Origin of the sequence: Sphaerotilus microaerophilus (assembly GCF_023734135.1) — a bacterium.
Lineage (GTDB): Bacteria > Pseudomonadota > Gammaproteobacteria > Burkholderiales > Burkholderiaceae_C > Sphaerotilus > Sphaerotilus microaerophilus.
In genome coordinates this window covers 3,685,716-3,701,030 of the sequence record NZ_AP025730.1, presented here as the reverse complement: position 1 = coordinate 3,701,030, position 15,315 = coordinate 3,685,716, and the positions used below count along the sequence as shown (strand labels likewise).

9 protein-coding genes are annotated in these 15,315 nt (G+C 66.0%); 6 read left to right on the top strand and 3 right to left on the bottom strand.

The window, feature by feature from the left end:
• The first annotated feature begins 1 nt into the window (after position 1).
• The 4 genes from NGK70_RS15830 to NGK70_RS15815 are packed head-to-tail and all read left to right on the top strand — an operon-like array spanning position 2 to position 8,152.
• Entirely contained in the window at positions 2–1,411 is a 1,410-nt protein-coding gene (locus tag NGK70_RS15830; RefSeq protein ID WP_251969473.1) for an EH signature domain-containing protein, read from the top strand.
• On the top strand, positions 1,408–4,251 hold the full coding sequence (locus NGK70_RS15825; RefSeq protein ID WP_251969472.1) for a DEAD/DEAH box helicase: 2,844 nt from the start codon (positions 1,408–1,410) through the stop codon (positions 4,249–4,251). The genes NGK70_RS15830 and NGK70_RS15825 overlap by 4 nt, the downstream gene beginning before the upstream one ends.
• Before the next feature lie 20 nt (positions 4,252–4,271).
• Positions 4,272–7,388, top strand: coding sequence for a type I restriction endonuclease subunit R (locus tag NGK70_RS15820; protein ID WP_251969471.1), 3,117 nt, complete (start codon positions 4,272–4,274; stop codon positions 7,386–7,388).
• 5 nt (positions 7,389–7,393) lie between these two features.
• Complete coding sequence (locus tag NGK70_RS15815) at positions 7,394–8,152, top strand: M48 family metallopeptidase (RefSeq protein ID WP_251969470.1); 759 nt, start codon at positions 7,394–7,396, stop codon at positions 8,150–8,152.
• Between the two features lie 14 nt (positions 8,153–8,166).
• On the opposite strand, the gene NGK70_RS15810 is transcribed toward NGK70_RS15815, so the two are convergent.
• The 3 genes from NGK70_RS15810 to NGK70_RS15800 form a co-directional block, all read right to left on the bottom strand.
• Positions 8,167–9,213, bottom strand: coding sequence for an integrase domain-containing protein (locus tag NGK70_RS15810; protein ID WP_251969469.1), 1,047 nt, complete (start codon positions 9,211–9,213; stop codon positions 8,167–8,169).
• A gap of 708 nt (positions 9,214–9,921) precedes the next feature.
• On the bottom strand, positions 9,922–11,103 hold the full coding sequence (locus NGK70_RS15805) for an IS91 family transposase (protein ID WP_251969466.1): 1,182 nt from the start codon (positions 11,101–11,103) through the stop codon (positions 9,922–9,924).
• Positions 11,104–11,115: 12 nt separating this feature from the next.
• Positions 11,116–12,051: a tyrosine-type recombinase/integrase gene (locus NGK70_RS15800; protein ID WP_251969465.1), complete on the bottom strand. Its 936-nt coding sequence runs from the start codon at positions 12,049–12,051 to the stop codon at positions 11,116–11,118.
• A gap of 310 nt (positions 12,052–12,361) precedes the next feature.
• Here NGK70_RS15800 and NGK70_RS15795 point away from each other — a divergent pair, with 310 nt between their 5' ends.
• Together NGK70_RS15795 and NGK70_RS15790 are read left to right on the top strand one after the other, a co-directional pair.
• A complete protein-coding gene (locus NGK70_RS15795) occupies positions 12,362–14,317 on the top strand; it encodes an RNA-directed DNA polymerase (protein ID WP_251969468.1) in 1,956 nt (651 codons plus the stop codon).
• A complete protein-coding gene (locus NGK70_RS15790) occupies positions 14,317–15,249 on the top strand; it encodes a carbon-nitrogen hydrolase family protein (RefSeq protein WP_251969467.1) in 933 nt (310 codons plus the stop codon). Before NGK70_RS15795 ends, NGK70_RS15790 begins: the two co-directional genes overlap by 1 nt.
• The last annotated feature ends 66 nt before the right edge of the window (positions 15,250–15,315 follow it).

The following is a 15,315-nucleotide window of genomic DNA, read 5'->3' as shown; positions in this document are numbered from 1 at the left end:
CATGGGCCTGTTCGCACCGCTGCCAGGTGGCTTTCCTCAACTGGTCGATGCCGCAGTTGGATCGAGTACCGGGCCGATGGAGCCACGGCCGGCCGATCTGCTCAGCCTTGCCCAGCGCCTGCGGCAGGCCTACGCCCAGGCGCGCAGCCGCCACTACGACGACCTCAGTCCCGGCCAGTGGCGACAGTTGCCCTACGCCTACTGGGACGGCGGTCAGGAGCCCCTGCCGGAAGTGGAGCCCCGGCTGGTGCGCCGCTATTGGCGTGAGGTGCTGCGTCCGGCGCTGACGAGCAGGCCGACGATGGCCTCCCGCTGGCTGGCCCCGCTGTTTCATACGTACATCGGATCGTTCAGAAGTGGAGACCGCGCGTTCGCCCGCTATGCGCAGGAGTTCTCCACCCAGGTGGGCATGGCCGTAGGCCCCTTGGCCTCCACGCTGAGAACGGCACACGAACGCGTCGGGCTGCTGCAGCCCGATCGATTGGGGCCGCGCCTCGCGGCGGCCCTGCTGGCCCACCGCGGCTCGATCGACGGCTGGTTGGTCGAGCTCTGTCTGGCGCCGGACTTTCCGGCCTCACCGCTCGGGCGGCAGGTTCTGCAGGCGCTGCTGCAATCGCCGGAGCCGACGCTGAGGCTGGAGCCGGCCATCGACAAGGTGCTGGCCTGGTCGGCGCACACGGGCGAGGCACCCGCACGATCGTCCCTGCGCGTACCGTTTGCCAACGGCCTGCTGCTGCCCTGGGTAGATCACCGTCAACACGCTGCCGCGACGATCAGGGACAAGCTGATGGCCACGTTCGTGCCGCCGGAGTCCTACGGCGATCCGCGATGGGTTGGGCGCGCCGGCTACCAGTGGCAGGGGGTGCACGACGAAGCGGTGTCGGTGGTCAAGCGCTGGCTGGCGGGCAAGTCACTGGAAACCTTCGTCAACGCGCTCAAGCTGACCGCCGACGAAACGTGGGAGTACCGGGAGAAGTTTTGGCTGGCCTACCACCGCCGCGGCTACGTCGATGACGTCTGGCTGGTGTTGGGCTCGGAGGCCAAGGAGCGGATTGGCTACAGCAATTTGGGGGCCGGCATGCAGTGCGGCTCGCTGCTGAACGATTCTCCGGGGCGCCGCTCTGTGCTACTGCTGCAACTGGGTGACCTCACCTTCGTCGAATGGAGTCACAGCGGCGCCTTGCGCGCCTACAAGACGGCAGACCCTAAGGCCCCGAAGCTCTACCGCAATGAGTACGACCGCGAAGAACTAACGGACGACCGCTCGATGTGGATGCACGACGCGACCGCGGACAACAAGAATCCCCACCTGTACCACCACGGGTCGGACGGCGGTACCTGGCAGAAAAAGGCACGGGATTTCATCAACAGCCACACGGGTGTCTATCTGCCCGACCGGGAGATCGCATGAAATGGGAGCTGGACGACCGGGGGGCAAGAGCCGAGCTGGGGCAGCCTCTTCCACGGTTTCTGCAGCAAGCACCCGTGGCAGTGGCCGCGGCGCTGCAGGAGCTGGACGAGCACTTCGGACTGGGCCTCGCCGGGGAGGCGGCCTCTGTGCTCACGCTGCCGGCTGAGGCGGTGGCGGCTCTAACTGAAGGTGTTGCCCTGAAGCTCGGCCTGCCGGCGAACACGCCGCTGTCGCTGGACGTGCGCGCCAATGGCGCCATCGGCGCGACTGGCTGCCGGCTGCAGGCGCGCTGGTTGCTTCCCGGCAAGACGCTGCCGGCGCGCGGTGCCGCATCGGTTGGTCCCTGGGTGGACTGGCAGGGTGAACGCACGCGCATGCCCGCGGCAATGTTCGAGTCGCTGCTGGCTGTCGAGCGCTTCAACGCACTCACTGGCGGCGAAGATCTCGTGGACCGTCAGCTGCAGGCCTGGGCCGAGATCCGCCAAGCGCTGGGGGAGGACGGCGCGGAGCGGCTGACGGACTCTTACCTGCGTGGCTTCCGGGTAGTGGTGCCGTCGGCGTTCACGCTGTCGATCACCGAGGACGATGCGGGGCAAGTGCAATTGGCCCCCGTGCTGTTGCGGGAAGCTGAAGATCTGGGCGCAGAGCAGCCAGCGCGCTTGCGGGCGCTGACCGAGGCCGACGAAGCACTGATGGTGCAGCGCCTGGACCAGCAGCGCCCGGGTGCCAGCGCTTTCGCTCTGGGAGGGGGCACCTACGTCGTCGTCGAGGAGCCGCTGCGGGTCTGCTTGGAGAAGGTCCGCCAACTGCGCCAGGCGCCGGCCGAGGAACGCAAGCGGGCCGCGCGGGCACCGGAGGCCATCATCCGGGAGTTGCTCGGGACGACTGAGGCCGAGCCTCTGCCTTTCGTTGAGACCGAGAGCTACGCGGAGCGGGTGCGCGACATCGCCGAGTGGAAGCCACCGGTGCTTCCCTGGATCAAGATTGCGAGCCAGGACTGGGCTGCACCAGTCGAGATGGGATTGCGAATCGGCGGCAAGGACGTGCCGATGGACGCCGCGCTGCTCGGAAGCCTGTTGGAGGCCATGAACGAGGCGGTGGCCCGCCATGCGCCCACCGCCCGGGTGGACGACATCGAGCTCGATGCGACGCCAGCGAACTGCCGGGCTCTGCAGGCCCTGCACCGGACGCTGACACGGACCGGCGCAGATGGTCCGGCCGCGGGTGCTGATCCAACTGCCCCCGAGGTCCTGATCATCGAGACGAATTTCGATGGCGAGGATTTTGACCATGCCCGAGTCGAACGACGCCCAGGCCAGACCGGCTGGCCGACGGGCGTGCTGACTCGACCCAAGCCGCATCAGGAAACGGGTGTGCGCTGGCTTCAGGCGCATTGGGTCCAGGGCAGCAAGGGCGCCATGCTGTGCGACGACATGGGGCTGGGCAAGTCCTATCAGGCCCTGGTCTTCGCCCGGTGGATCCGTGAGGAGATGCTGTCCGGGCGCATCGAGCGGCGCCCCATCCTCATGGTGGCGCCGGTGGGCTTGCTGGCCAACTGGGAGAGAGAGGCCGAGGCCCATCTGGCAGGCGATGGGCTGGGCGACGTGTTGAGGGCTTACGGACCTGACATGCGCACCCTCAAGCGGGGCAGCCATCGACTGGGCACAGCCGGCCTGGATACCGCACGGCTTACGGGCGCGGACATCGTCTTCACCAACTATGAGGCCGTCAACGAATACCAACTGAGCTTCGGTGCCATCCGGTTCGCGTTGGTGATCCTCGACGAAGCCCAGAAGATCAAGTCACCGGCGACCCGGGTGACCCATGCCGTCAAGGCGCTGAATGCGGACTTCATGCTTGCGATGACCGGCACACCTGTCGAGAACCGCCTGGCCGACCTGTGGTGTGTGGCCGATGCAGTCCAGCCCGGTGCACTGAAGGATCTACGCTCGTTCAGTGCCCGGTTCGAGGCCGAGCCGTCGAACGTCAGCGCATTGCGAGAGGCCATCTGGCAGGAGGAGGCCGAGTGTTTCGAAGCGCCACGCCTGCTGCTGCGCCGACTCAAGTCGGAGAAGCTCCAGGGCCTGCCTTCCAAGCACGAACACGAGATCGCGTTGCCGATGCCACTCAGGCAGGCAGAGGTGTACGAGCGCTCGCTGACGGTCTTCCAGGAAAAAGGACCCTCGGCGACGCTGGAGTTGATCCATGCTTTGCGGCGCAGCTCACTGCACCCGAACCTCGTCGACGGTGGGGCGCGGCACGGCGATGAACTCGTGATCGGGGACTCGGCCCGCATGCTCGCCATGTTCTCTGTGCTGGACCAAGTGGCCGCTCGTCGAGAAAAGGCGCTCGTTTTCCTGGAGTCGCTGGACTTGCAGGAGGCCGGGCAATTGCCACATCTGATCCAGCGCCGCTACGGGTTGAGCCGCCTGCCTATGGTCATCAACGGCCAGGTACCCACCGCTGAACGCCAGGCACGGGTCGAGCGATTTCAAACGGAGGCGGATTTCGACGTCATGCTGCTGTCGCCACGGGCCGGCGGAGTCGGCTTGACGCTGACGGCCGCCAATCACGTCATCCACCTGTCTCGCTGGTGGAACCCGGCCGTCGAGGACCAATGCTCCGACCGGGTCTACCGCATCGGCCAGGCCAAGGAGGTCCACATCTACTACCCCATGGCGCTGCTGCCTGGGCGTGAGGATTTCAGCTTCGACATCCAGCTCCAGCAGCTGATGGCCCGCAAGCGCGACCTGGCTCGGCAGCTTCTGATCGCACCGGCTTTCACCCACGACGACTACGTTGCGCTGTGGAAGGGAACGACGGGTCAATCCACCAAGTAAGTCAAATCAGGGATCCCACCATGACCGCGCCACCACGCCCCGAACGGGTGACCCAGAACCGGGTCATCGAGCGACTGACCGGCCCCGCCGACCAGGGCGGGCTGGGCTATGCGTATCTGGGCGACTGGAGCGAGCGGCCAGGCAACCGCTGCGTGGAGGCTGGCCTGCTGCGCGCCAACCTGCTGCAGCGCGGCTACACCGACGCCCATGTGTCGCAGGCGCTGCAGCGCTTGATGTCGGCCAGCGATGCCACCGGCATCACGCTCTACCAGGCCAACCTGCGCAGCTACCAGCTGCTGCGCTACGGCGTGCCGGTGCAGCTGGCGCCGGGCGCGCCGCATGAGACGGTGCACCTGATCGACTGGACGGAGCCGGGCCGGAACCACTTCGCCCTGGCCGAGGAGGTGACGCTGCAGGGGGCGCATGAGCGGCGGCCCGACCTGGTGGTGTACCTCAACGGCCTGGCGGTGGTGGTCATCGAGCTCAAGCGCAGCTCGGTGGACGTGGGCAACGGCATCCGCCAGCTCATCACCAACCAGGAGCCGGCGTTTCACCAGGCCTTCTTCAGCACGGTGCAGCTGGTCATGGCCGGCAGCGACTCGCAGGGGCTGCGCTACGGCACCACCGGCACGCCCGAGAAGTTCTTCGTGGCCTGGAAGCACCAGGCCGACCCAGCCGCCGGGCTGGCGCCAGGTGAGCTGCTGGATGGGCCGCTCGCCCAGATGCTGCAGCCCGAGCGGCTGCTGGACCTGCTGCGGCATTTCATCATCTTCGACGGTGGGCAGAAGAAGGTGCCCCGCCTGCACCAGTACGAGGGCATCAAGGCCGCGCAGGCGCGCATCGCCCGGCAGGAGGGTGGTGTGATCTGGCACACCCAGGGCAGCGGCAAGAGCATCCTGATGGTGCTGCTGGCCAAGTGGCTGCTGGAGCACGACCCGGAGGCGCGGGTGCTGGTGATCACCGACCGGGACGAGCTGGACAAGCAGATCGAGGGGGTGATGCGCAACGCCGGGGTGATCGGGGCGACGGACCCGTCGCCGCGCATCCTGTCGCGCCGAGAGCTGGTGGACAAGCTGGGGGCAGGGTCCCCGCGGCTGATGTGCGCGCTGATCCACAAGGTGGACGTGTCCGACCTGCGGGGTGAGCCGCCCCGGCTGAGCGGGCGCTTTTATGTCTTCGTCGACGAATGCCACCGCACCCAGGGCGGCGACATGAACCGGCAGATGAAGCGCTGGCTGGCCGGTGCGCTGTTCATCGGCTTCACCGGCACGCCGTTGCTGCGCCGCGACCGGCAGACCACGCGCGAGGTGTTCGGCAGCTTCATCCACACCTACAAGTTCCATGAGGCGGTGGAAGACGAGGTGGTGCTGGACCTGAAGTACGAAGCCCGCGAGGTGCCGCAGGCGCTGACCTCGCCGAAGGCGGTGGACGACTGGTTCGAGACCCGCACCCGATCTTTGAACCGCTACCAGAAGTCGGTGCTGCGCAGCCGCTGGGCGACGATGGAGGAGTTGATGAGCTCGGCCGGGCGCAAGCAGCGCATCGTGGCGGACATCAACCACGACTTCGGCGTCCTGCCGCGGCTGAACAATGGCCGCGGCACCGCCTTCCTGGTGGCCGCCTCGATCTACGACGCCTGCCATTACCACCGCCTCTTCCAGGGCACGCCGCTGGGGCCGGCCTGCGGGCTGATCACCTCCTTCGAGCCCAATGCCGGCGCGATCACCCAGGAACCCCAGGACAGCGACGAGCGCTACAAGTTCGACACCTACACCGAGCTGCTGAGCAAGAGCGGGTTCAAGACCACAGCCCAGTACGAAACCGAGATGAAGCGGCGCTTCATCGAAGAACCGGCCAACCTGAAGCTGCTGATCGTGGTGAGCAAGTTGCTGACCGGCTTCGATGCGCCGAGCTGCACCTGTATCTACCTGGACAACGAGCTGCGCGATCACAACCTTTTCCAGGCCATCTGTCGCACCAATCGCCTGGACGGCGACGACAAGACCTACGGCCACATCGTCGACTACAAGGCGCTGCTGGCCAATGTGCAGAACGCGATCGCGGTCTACACCTCCGACGAGATCGACACCGAGAGCTGCGGCGCCGACGGCAATGTGGAGGTGAAGGATTGGCGAGAGGCGGGCCGGACCCGACTGGACGAGGCCCGCGAGGCGCTGCACTACCTGTGCGAACCGGTGGCGCCGCCGCGGGGCATCGAGCAGTTCATCCTGTACTTCTGCGGTGACGGGGCCGACGCCGCGGCGCTGGCGACCACGGAGCCGCTGCGCATCGCCTTCTACAAGGCGGTGGCGGCCTTCCTGCGCGCCTATGCGGAGCTGGCCCCGCACCTGGAGGAGGCCGGCTACCCGCCCGCGCAGGTGGACGCGCTGGCGCAGGACGCCAGGTTCCATGCCGACCTGCGCGCAGCCATCAAGAACCACGCGGGCGAGGAGCTGGACGTCAAACCTTACGAGGCGGACATGCGCCACCTCATCAACACCTACATCCTGGCCCAGCCCACCGATGTGCTGGGCGACCTGGAAGGGGTGTCGCTGACCGAGTGGATCGTCAAGAGCGGGGTGCACGATGCCATTGCCGCCAAGCTCAACGCCCGCGGGCAGCTCAGTCGCAAGACGATTGCCGAGAGCATCCTCAACAACGTCCGCAAGACCATCGTCCATGAACAGCTGACCAACCCGAAGTACTACGAGCAGATGTCCAGGCTGCTGGACGACCTGATCCGCAAGCAGCGCGACGATGCGCAGTCCTACGAAGCCTTTCTGCGGAGCGCGGAGGAGCTGGCCCGCAAGGTGGTCGAGGGGGCGGGCACCGCCGACCTGCCGGCCGCCCTGAAGCACAACAAACCCGCCGCGGTGCTGTACCAGAACCTGCCGGGCATCCTGGCCGCGGCAGCGCCGCCGAACACGGCGGCAGAATCGGCGCCGCCTTACCCGGGTGAGTTCGTGGCCCTGGCGCTACAACTCGACCGGGCGGTGTGTGACCATGCCCCGGCCGACTGGCGGGGCGACCCGGCCCGCGAGGCGCAGCTGCTCAACGTGCTCTTCCCCCTCATGAAACGGAACCGGCCCGCCACGATGGCGATCTTCGAGATCATCAAGAACCAGCCCGGCTATTGATGCTGATGACCACACCCGAACCCGCAATGACCCGAGAGGTCATCGAGCTGGGCGACATCACCATCGGCCTGCAGCGGCGCCAGGTCAAACACGTCTACCTGAGCGTGCACCCGCCGCTGGGCAGCGTGACCCTGGTCGCGCCGCCCGACGCCCACGACGACGTGCTGCGGGCCTACGCCATCACCCGCCTAGGCTGGATCCGCCAGCAGCGCGAGCGGATGCATGAACAGGCCCGGGAAACGCCGCGCCAGTACCTGGAACGCGAGTCCCACATGCTGTGGGGCCGGCGCCACCTGCTGTCCGTGGTCGAGCGCGATGGCCGGCCGAACGTGCAGGTGGACCACCGCCGCATCACCCTGTCAGTTCGACCGGGCAGCAGCCAGTCCAGGCGAGAGGAAGTGATGCACGACTGGCAGCGCAGCCTGCTGCATGCCACGCTGCCGCCGCTGATCGCCCAGTGGGAGGCCAGGCTGGGGGTGAGGGTGCAGCGGTACTTCCTGCAGCGCATGAAGACGAAGTGGGGCAGTTGCAACCACCGGGCCGGCACGGTCCGGTTCAACACCGAGCTGGTGAAGAAGCCCAAGGACCTGCTGGAGTACGTGGTGGTGCATGAGCTGATCCACCTGCTGGAGCCGCGGCACAACGAACGGTTCAAGGCCCTGCTCGATGTGCACTGTCCAAGCTGGCGGGAGGCGCGCCTGGAGTTGAACGCGCTGCCGTTGTCTGCGGCTGAGCAGCCGAGAGGGGCCAGGCCGCTGGCCTGAAAGCTGCCGCCGCGTCAGCCCCGGCGCGGGAGGATCGCCCCCAGGTAAGCAGACGATGCCTTGAGCCTGGCATGCCCGGCGAGCTTTGAGACCTCGAGCCGGGCACTGTGGTCAACCTCAGGTTCCACCCGCGGCCCCTGCCGCACCGGGGGCGCCGAGCCGGTGAGGGACTGGTAGCGATCGATCAGCACCTCGTGCCGCAATCCGTGGGCGGTGACCCCCAGCTGCTGGCGCGTCACGCCAAAGCGCTGCAGCACATAGTCAAACCGCCGCAGGTTGCCGCGCAGGTCGCGGGTCGGGTCGCCCAGCGGATCCCCCTGGCTGCGCACCAGGCGCCGGGCCTGGAGCACGGCGGCCAGGCGCTCCGGGCTGTCGATCGGCACGAAGCGCAGCCGCCCACCCTTGCCGACGATGCGCACGTACTCCTGGGCCTGCCGCTCCTCGGGTGGCAGCCCCGTGGCTTCAAAAGGCAGCACGCTGTCGAAGGGCCGGAAGCACACCGACTCCTTGCGCCGCAGCCCAAAGGCACGGATCAGCGCGAGGCTGGCGCCCACATGGGCATCGAAGGCGGTGATGCGATCGACCACCGCGCCGATGTCCACGGCTTGCGCCGACCAGCTGCGGTCGCGCGTGGCCGCCTCGTGGCGCTGGAACTCCTGCGGCTGCAGCCCATAGAAGGCCGGCCCCCGCACCAGCCCCGGCTTGCCCAGCCACAGCGCCAGCCCGCGCAAAAAGCTCAGGTAGGTCTGAATCGTCGCGGGCGCCAGCTGCTCGCGTTGCCAGACCAGCACCATGGCGCGCAGGTGCTTCTGCCCCAGGTTGCGCGGGTCGGGCGGCTCCCGGAACCCCGCCTTGAGCTGCAGGTCCCGAAAGAAGCGCCGCAGGAACTGAGCGCGTTCATGCCGCGTCTTGTGCGAGACCGTCTTCTCCAGCGCGGTGTGCTGCCGGTTGTACAGCGCCAGGCAGACCTCCAGCACCCGCTCCGGCGAGCTGCGGCCGGGTGGGTGGCGCGCCAGGATTTCTGTCGGGCTGAGAGTGGCCCAGTCCTGCGGGCGTGACACCTGTTCCGAGGCGAGGCGGCGTTGGCCGTGAGCGGGTCTTGGGCGACGGCGCGCCGGCGTTGGACCGGACGCAGCCGCTCGACCGGACGGCCTGATCGAAGGGGTGTTGGACAGGAGCATGAAGCAAGACCAGGGCGCTGGGCGGACGTACGCAGGTCCGGCTGCCGTCGATCATGAAACATCCAGCGGGCCTTGGTCCAGGCCGGGGCGGGAGAAGGTGCAGGCGGGTGGCTGTCTTGGTGGTGGCACCTCGCGCCGATGGTGACCTTTGGCCAATCGTTCTGGCTGAGTTGACTGAATGGCCGTTGAAGACTGGGTGCTGCCGGTCGCTGCAGGCGTGTCGAACGGCAGCTACTGTTAAGGCTTGTGCGACACCTGCCCAAACGCGCAGACGGTCGCGTGTCTAGCTGCGTCCGGGCAGGTGTTGCATAAGCCTCGAGGGAGGAAACCGCGGCGAACGCCACGGTGATCGTCAAGCGCAGCGGCTATGGCGATTGGAGTGCGCTGGCGTGGCGATCCGGTAGTGCCCGATCCCCTGCACAGGCACTGCTGACCGGCGCGAGGGACTGGCAGTGTGCCATGGCGCTGCGGCAAGGGTCGTCAGCGAGTGGGTAGGCGAGGTATTCGGGGTAGCGTTCGAGCCGAGCGCGCAGCTGTCCACCGGACGCCGTGTGCCGCGTCGAGTCGATGGGCGGTGATGGTGCTCGGTCATGATGTTGGCGGCGCTCGAATCGAGTGGTCGCGCAAGAAGACCTGCAGCACCACCATCGCATGGCCACAGTGGGCGCACACGAAGGTGGGTGCCGGTGCGGCCGACGCATCGTCGGCGCATCCGCAGGGCGGTGGCGGGGTCGCGTGCAACAACTCGCGCGCCAGCACCAGGTTGTGACGCCGGTGGCTGTTGGCCAGCAAGCCGTAGTGCCGGATCCGGTGGAAGCCACCGGGCAGGACATGCAGAAGGAAGCGGCGCATGAACTCCTGGGGGCTCAGCGTCATCGCCTTGTGGCGCGTCTTGCCCTTGGCTCGATAGTCCTTCCAGCGGAAGGTGACCCCGCGCTCGTCCATCGCGAGCAGCCGGCTGTTGGAGATGGCCACGCGGTGCGTGTAGCGCGACAGGTAGGCCAGCACCGCCTGCGGTCCGGCGAATGGCCGCTTGGCGTAGACCACCCACTCGCACTGGCGCAGCGGCGCGAGCCAGGCCGTGAATGCGGCTGCGTCGGCCAGCGCCGCGTGCTCGCCGAAGAACCTGAGCTTGCCGCCATCGTGCAGTCGCTGCAGTTCCTCCAGGAATCGGCGCCTGAACAGCCGCGACAGCACCCGCACCGGCAGGAAGAACCCCGGCCGGCAGGCGATCCAGTGCGAGCCGTCGGGTGCCAGGCCGCCGCCTGGCACGATGCCGTGCACATGCGGGTGGTGGGTCAGGGCCGAGCCCCACGTGTGCAGCACCAGCGTGGCGCCGATGTGGGCACCCAGGTGCCTGGGGTCGGCCGCGATGCGCAGCAGCGTCTCGGCGGCGATGTCGAAGAGCAGGCCGTACAGCGCCGACTTGTTTTGGTGCGCGAGTGCCGCGATGGGCGCTGGCAGCGTAAACACCACGTGGTAGTACTCGACTGGCAGGAGATCGGCTTGACGGGCATCCAGCCAGCGCTGGGCCGCGCTGCTCTGGCACTTCGGGCAGTGCCGGTTGCGGCAGGAGTTGTACGAGACTTCGTCCTGGCCGCACCCTTGACAGCGCAGCACATGCCCGCCCAGTGCCGCCGTGCGGCATTGGGTGATGGCCGACATCACCTTGAGCTGCGCCAGGCTCAGGTGACCACGCTGGGCGTCACGCCAGGCGGATCCGTGCGCACGGAAGATGTCGGCGACCTCCAGGGCGGGTCGCCCCTGCACGGCGGCGGTCGGCTACTGGGCTGGCCGCTCGGGTGCCGGCATGGGCGCGGGTTCGGCTGCCGGCCTGTCCGAGGTCTGATCCAGTGGGCTGATCACCCGGCGCAGCAGATCGGTGGCCACGGCGGCGTACAGGCTCGTGGTGTCCAGCCGCTTGTGCCCGAGCAGCACCTGGATGACACGGATGTCGACCTTCTGCTCCAGCAGATGGGTGGCAAAGGCATGGCGCAGGCCATGTGGCGTGATGCGCTTGTCGATGCCGGCGGTGGCGGCAGCCAGATGCACGGCGCGGTTGAGCTGGCGCGCGCTCACGTGGTCGGTGGGGTCCAGGCCAGGGAACAACCAACCACCGTGGCGGACCTTGCCCTGGGCGTGTCCAAGCCGCCACCAGGCGCGCAGCCGCTCCAGCAGCACGGGACTGAGCATGGCGTATCGGTCCTTGCGGCCCTTGCCCTGCTCCACGCGCAAGGTCATGCGCTCGCCGTCGATGTCCCCGACCTTGAGCGAGACCACCTCGCTGACGCGCAGGCCCGCACCGTAGGCCACCGACATGGCGGCCTGGTGCTTGAGGTTGGGCGCTGCAGCGATCAGGCGGCCCACTTCCTCGGGGCTCAGGATGACCGGCAGCTTGCGCGGCACGGCCACGTGCGTCATCTTGAGCATGAGCTCGGGGCGGCCCAGCGTGATGTCGAAGAAGAACTTCAGACCGGTCAGCGTGGCGTTGATGGTGACCGGGCCGGTGCCGGTGTCGACGAGGTGCAGCTGGAAGCGGCGCAGGTCCTCGGCGGTGGCGGTGTGTGGCGAGCGTCCCAGGAAGGCGGCAAGCTTGCGCACGGCGCGGATGTAGCCCTCCTGCGTGTGCTCGGCAAACTGGCGCATGCGCATGTCCTCGAGCATGCGCCGGCGCAGCGGCGAGACGGTGGCTGATGGGGTCGGGGTGGAGACACTCATGATCCTGCTCCTGTCGATGACCGAGGCGGATTGCCTCGATCGCCAACATCGCAGAGTCACGGGCGCAACGAACCGCTGCCAACGTCGCCGCAGCGCCTACCGCGCGAGCGGTTTAGTCCACCGACCCGTTGCGGTCTTAGCCGGGCAAGAACTAGCTCCCCGAAGCGGTCATCCGCCACTTGACCAGCGCGACGCACGGAAACAGCCGTTGTGGGTCTGATGCTGCGCGGTGGATCACCGTTTCCCTTTGTGCTCTACTCGACCGACAACGTACCATTCGCTTCAAGCGATAAGAGCAAGGGGAGCCGAGATGTCCGCGACAGGATCAGAGATCGAGACCGCGTATCGCAAGCTGAAGAGCTACGTTTACTACGACAAGACCGATTTGCGCTTGCGCGAGCGGCTGGCTAAGTTCGAATGTTCGGACAAGTTCGAGGCCAATCTGCAGGCAGTGCAACAGGTTGCGGACGCGGCAAAGCCTGCCGCAGACCGACGCTTCAAGCGATGGTTGCGGCAGATTGGCTGTCGTGTCGTGCCGAAGAAGCTCGGCCCTCCAAGAGCTGCGACGTTGGCAGCGGATGAGTTGGGGGGCAAGTTCATCACCAACGTCACCTCGGCGCCATCCGTCAGCGTTGAGACGGTCAACTACTTCTTCGACGGCCCCATCGAGCTGCACCTGATTGCGGTGCTGTGGCTGATGCGGGAGGGCCGGCACCTGGATGCGAAGTTCCTTCCCGAGTGCTGCGGATCTCGGTTGTCGCCGAGGCTCCACGAGGAGAACGACGACTCGCTTCAACTCTTCACCAAGTACCACGAGCAGTATTCGCGCTGGCGCGACACCGGCATACGCAAGGCAAAGCAGTTGCTGGTAGGAGAGCGGCGTAGCGTTGCGATCCTCGGCTTAGACTTGCGAGAGTACTTCTATCGGGTGGCGATCGACTTCGACCAGGTACGAGAAGCGCTCCAGGCGACCGGAGCCCTGAGAGATGAAGGGGCGCTTCTCGATTGCATCGAGGCGATCGGCGTCGCCTACCACGATTGCATAGCACCGCTACTGTCGCGAACGCATCCCGAACTTGCGGAGTCCGAGCCTGGGTTGCCAATCGGACTTTGTTCATCACTGGTACTGGCGAACTGGTACCTGCAAGACTTCGATGCGGCGGTCTTGAAGACGGTTAGGCCTGCCTACTACGGACGCTACGTCGACGACATCTTGCTGGTGGTGTCGGCCAGTCAGGACCCGAACAAAGGTGATAAGAACCCGGTCGCGGCGTTCATCGACGAAATTCTTGTCCGCCCGCGTTTGCTCAAGGCCCCAGTCAACGGCACCTACCACCTGCGCCAGCGGCCCACGCTACAACTGCAGCAGTCGAAGTGCATCCTGCAGTACTTCGATGCGCGTCACTCCATCGCCGGGCTGGAAAAGTTCAAGAAGAAGCTTGAGCAAAACGGCAGCGACTTCCTGCTTCTGCCGGTCGATGAGGCCGACAACTCCATGGAGGACGTGGCGTACGAGTTGCTCTACGAAGGGTCGGTCAACAAGTTCAGAAGCGTCAAGGGCGTTGCGGAGAATCGCTACGAGCTAGCGAAGCACCTCGCACGGCAAACCATCCTGCACCTGGTGACCGACGATCCGCCGGACCGAAAAGTGAGTCAAGGCCTGCAGAACTTCTTCAAGGGACGCTGTGCAATCGAGTACTTCGACTTGTGGGAGCGGGTCTTCACGCTTTTGGGCATCGCGGGAGACAGAGCCACTGCGAAGACATTCTTGAAGCAGTTGCAGGGCGAGATTCCCAGGGTGCGGCACGCCGATGATCGGGTCACCAAGGAGCTTGTGGCCAACCTTGCTCAGCACCTGAAGCTGGCCCTTTCACTGTCAGATTCCGTCTGCGAGGAAGACATTGGGCTGTTGGAACTCCTCGAAGATGTGCCCGCCGAGGAGTTCCGACGTGCGAACCTGCTGCGGCATCACTTTGTCAGAGCACCGCTGCTGAACTTCACCACGTATACAGGGCCTTTGAGCGAGCGAGTGCTGAAGACACCGGCCAAGCACGACCCGCACAAGTTGGCATGGACGCCGCGATTCCTGAACTTCGACGAGTGTATGTTGCTCGCCTACAGCGGCAATGTTCAGCTTGGCAAAGCCACGCCGTTCGACTTTGCCAGCACGGTCTTCGAGGCAGCGAACCGACACGCACCCACTGGCGTCAAATGGGTCGAGGGTGGGGACGAAGCTGATTCGATCGACCGGGTGGAGAGAGCCTGATGGGTGCCCACCAATTCGACGAGGTGACGGTTGGCGTTGGGGCGACCGACCTGCATGACTCCATTCAGATCGCATTGGCAAATGTGCCGGTCGACGAGAAGGACATCGAGGCGAGTTACCTGGGCTCGCCTAAGCTTGGAAGGGCACGCCTGAAGCCGTTCACCACACTGCTGAACGAGGTCTCCAGGTACCGCAGCGCCTCCAAGCGGCGGATCGATTTGATCGTCTTCCCTGAGGTAAGCGTGCCGCACGCATGGGAAAGCATGCTGGCCGCCTGGGTGCGAAGGCATCGGATTGGTGTCGTTTGTGGCCTTGAGCACCGCATCGACCACAAAGGCCAAGCGCTCAACGAGGTTCTTGCACTGCTGCCGTACCAGACTGGCAGTGGGCACTGGGCCTGCGTCCCAGTCCGGCGCCTGAAGCGCTTCTATTCACCCGCCGAGGAGTTCATCCTTAAGAACGAACACTTGGTCGTGCCGAAGCCGAAGAGCAGCCGATACCACCTGTTCAGATGGCGAGGTGCGAGCTTTGCCATTTACAACTGCTTTGAACTTGCATCCATTGAAGACCGGACGATCTTCAAGGGACACGTTGACTTCATCGTGGCGACAGAGTTCAACCGCGATACGAGCTACTTCTCCAACATCGTTGAGGCGGCAGCACGCGACCTGCACTGCTACATCGTCCAGGTCAACGACTCCGGATTCGGGGACTCGCGGGTGGTCTCCCCGTCGAAGTCTGACTTCATGAATCCTGTGCGCATCAAGGGGGGCGACAACCTGACCTTCGTCACCATGTCACTCAACCTCTCGGCATTGCGATCACACCAGCGCAAGGGCTATGGCCTGCAAAAGGAGGCGAAGGAGTTCAAGCCGACGCCTCCCGACTTTCCAATGGCAGCGCTGAAGAAGCGCATAGCTCTTGGAAAGTGATTCCAGGAAGGCGAACCGTTCCGCGATCGGAAGTTGCCTGTGAGTGTCAATTCGCTGACCGAAAGG

Coding starts and splice junctions, on each gene's coding strand:
- NGK70_RS15825 (WP_251969472.1), top strand. CDS start 1,408: ATGAAATGGGAGCTGGACGACCGGGGGGCAAGAGCCGAGCTGGGGCAG.
- NGK70_RS15830 (WP_251969473.1), top strand. CDS start 2: ATGGGCCTGTTCGCACCGCTGCCAGGTGGCTTTCCTCAACTGGTCGAT.
- NGK70_RS15795 (WP_251969468.1), top strand. CDS start 12,362: ATGTCCGCGACAGGATCAGAGATCGAGACCGCGTATCGCAAGCTGAAG.
- NGK70_RS15790 (WP_251969467.1), top strand. CDS start 14,317: ATGGGTGCCCACCAATTCGACGAGGTGACGGTTGGCGTTGGGGCGACC.
- NGK70_RS15820 (WP_251969471.1), top strand. CDS start 4,272: ATGACCGCGCCACCACGCCCCGAACGGGTGACCCAGAACCGGGTCATC.
- NGK70_RS15815 (WP_251969470.1), top strand. CDS start 7,394: ATGACCACACCCGAACCCGCAATGACCCGAGAGGTCATCGAGCTGGGC.
- NGK70_RS15800 (WP_251969465.1), bottom strand. CDS start 12,051: ATGAGTGTCTCCACCCCGACCCCATCAGCCACCGTCTCGCCGCTGCGC.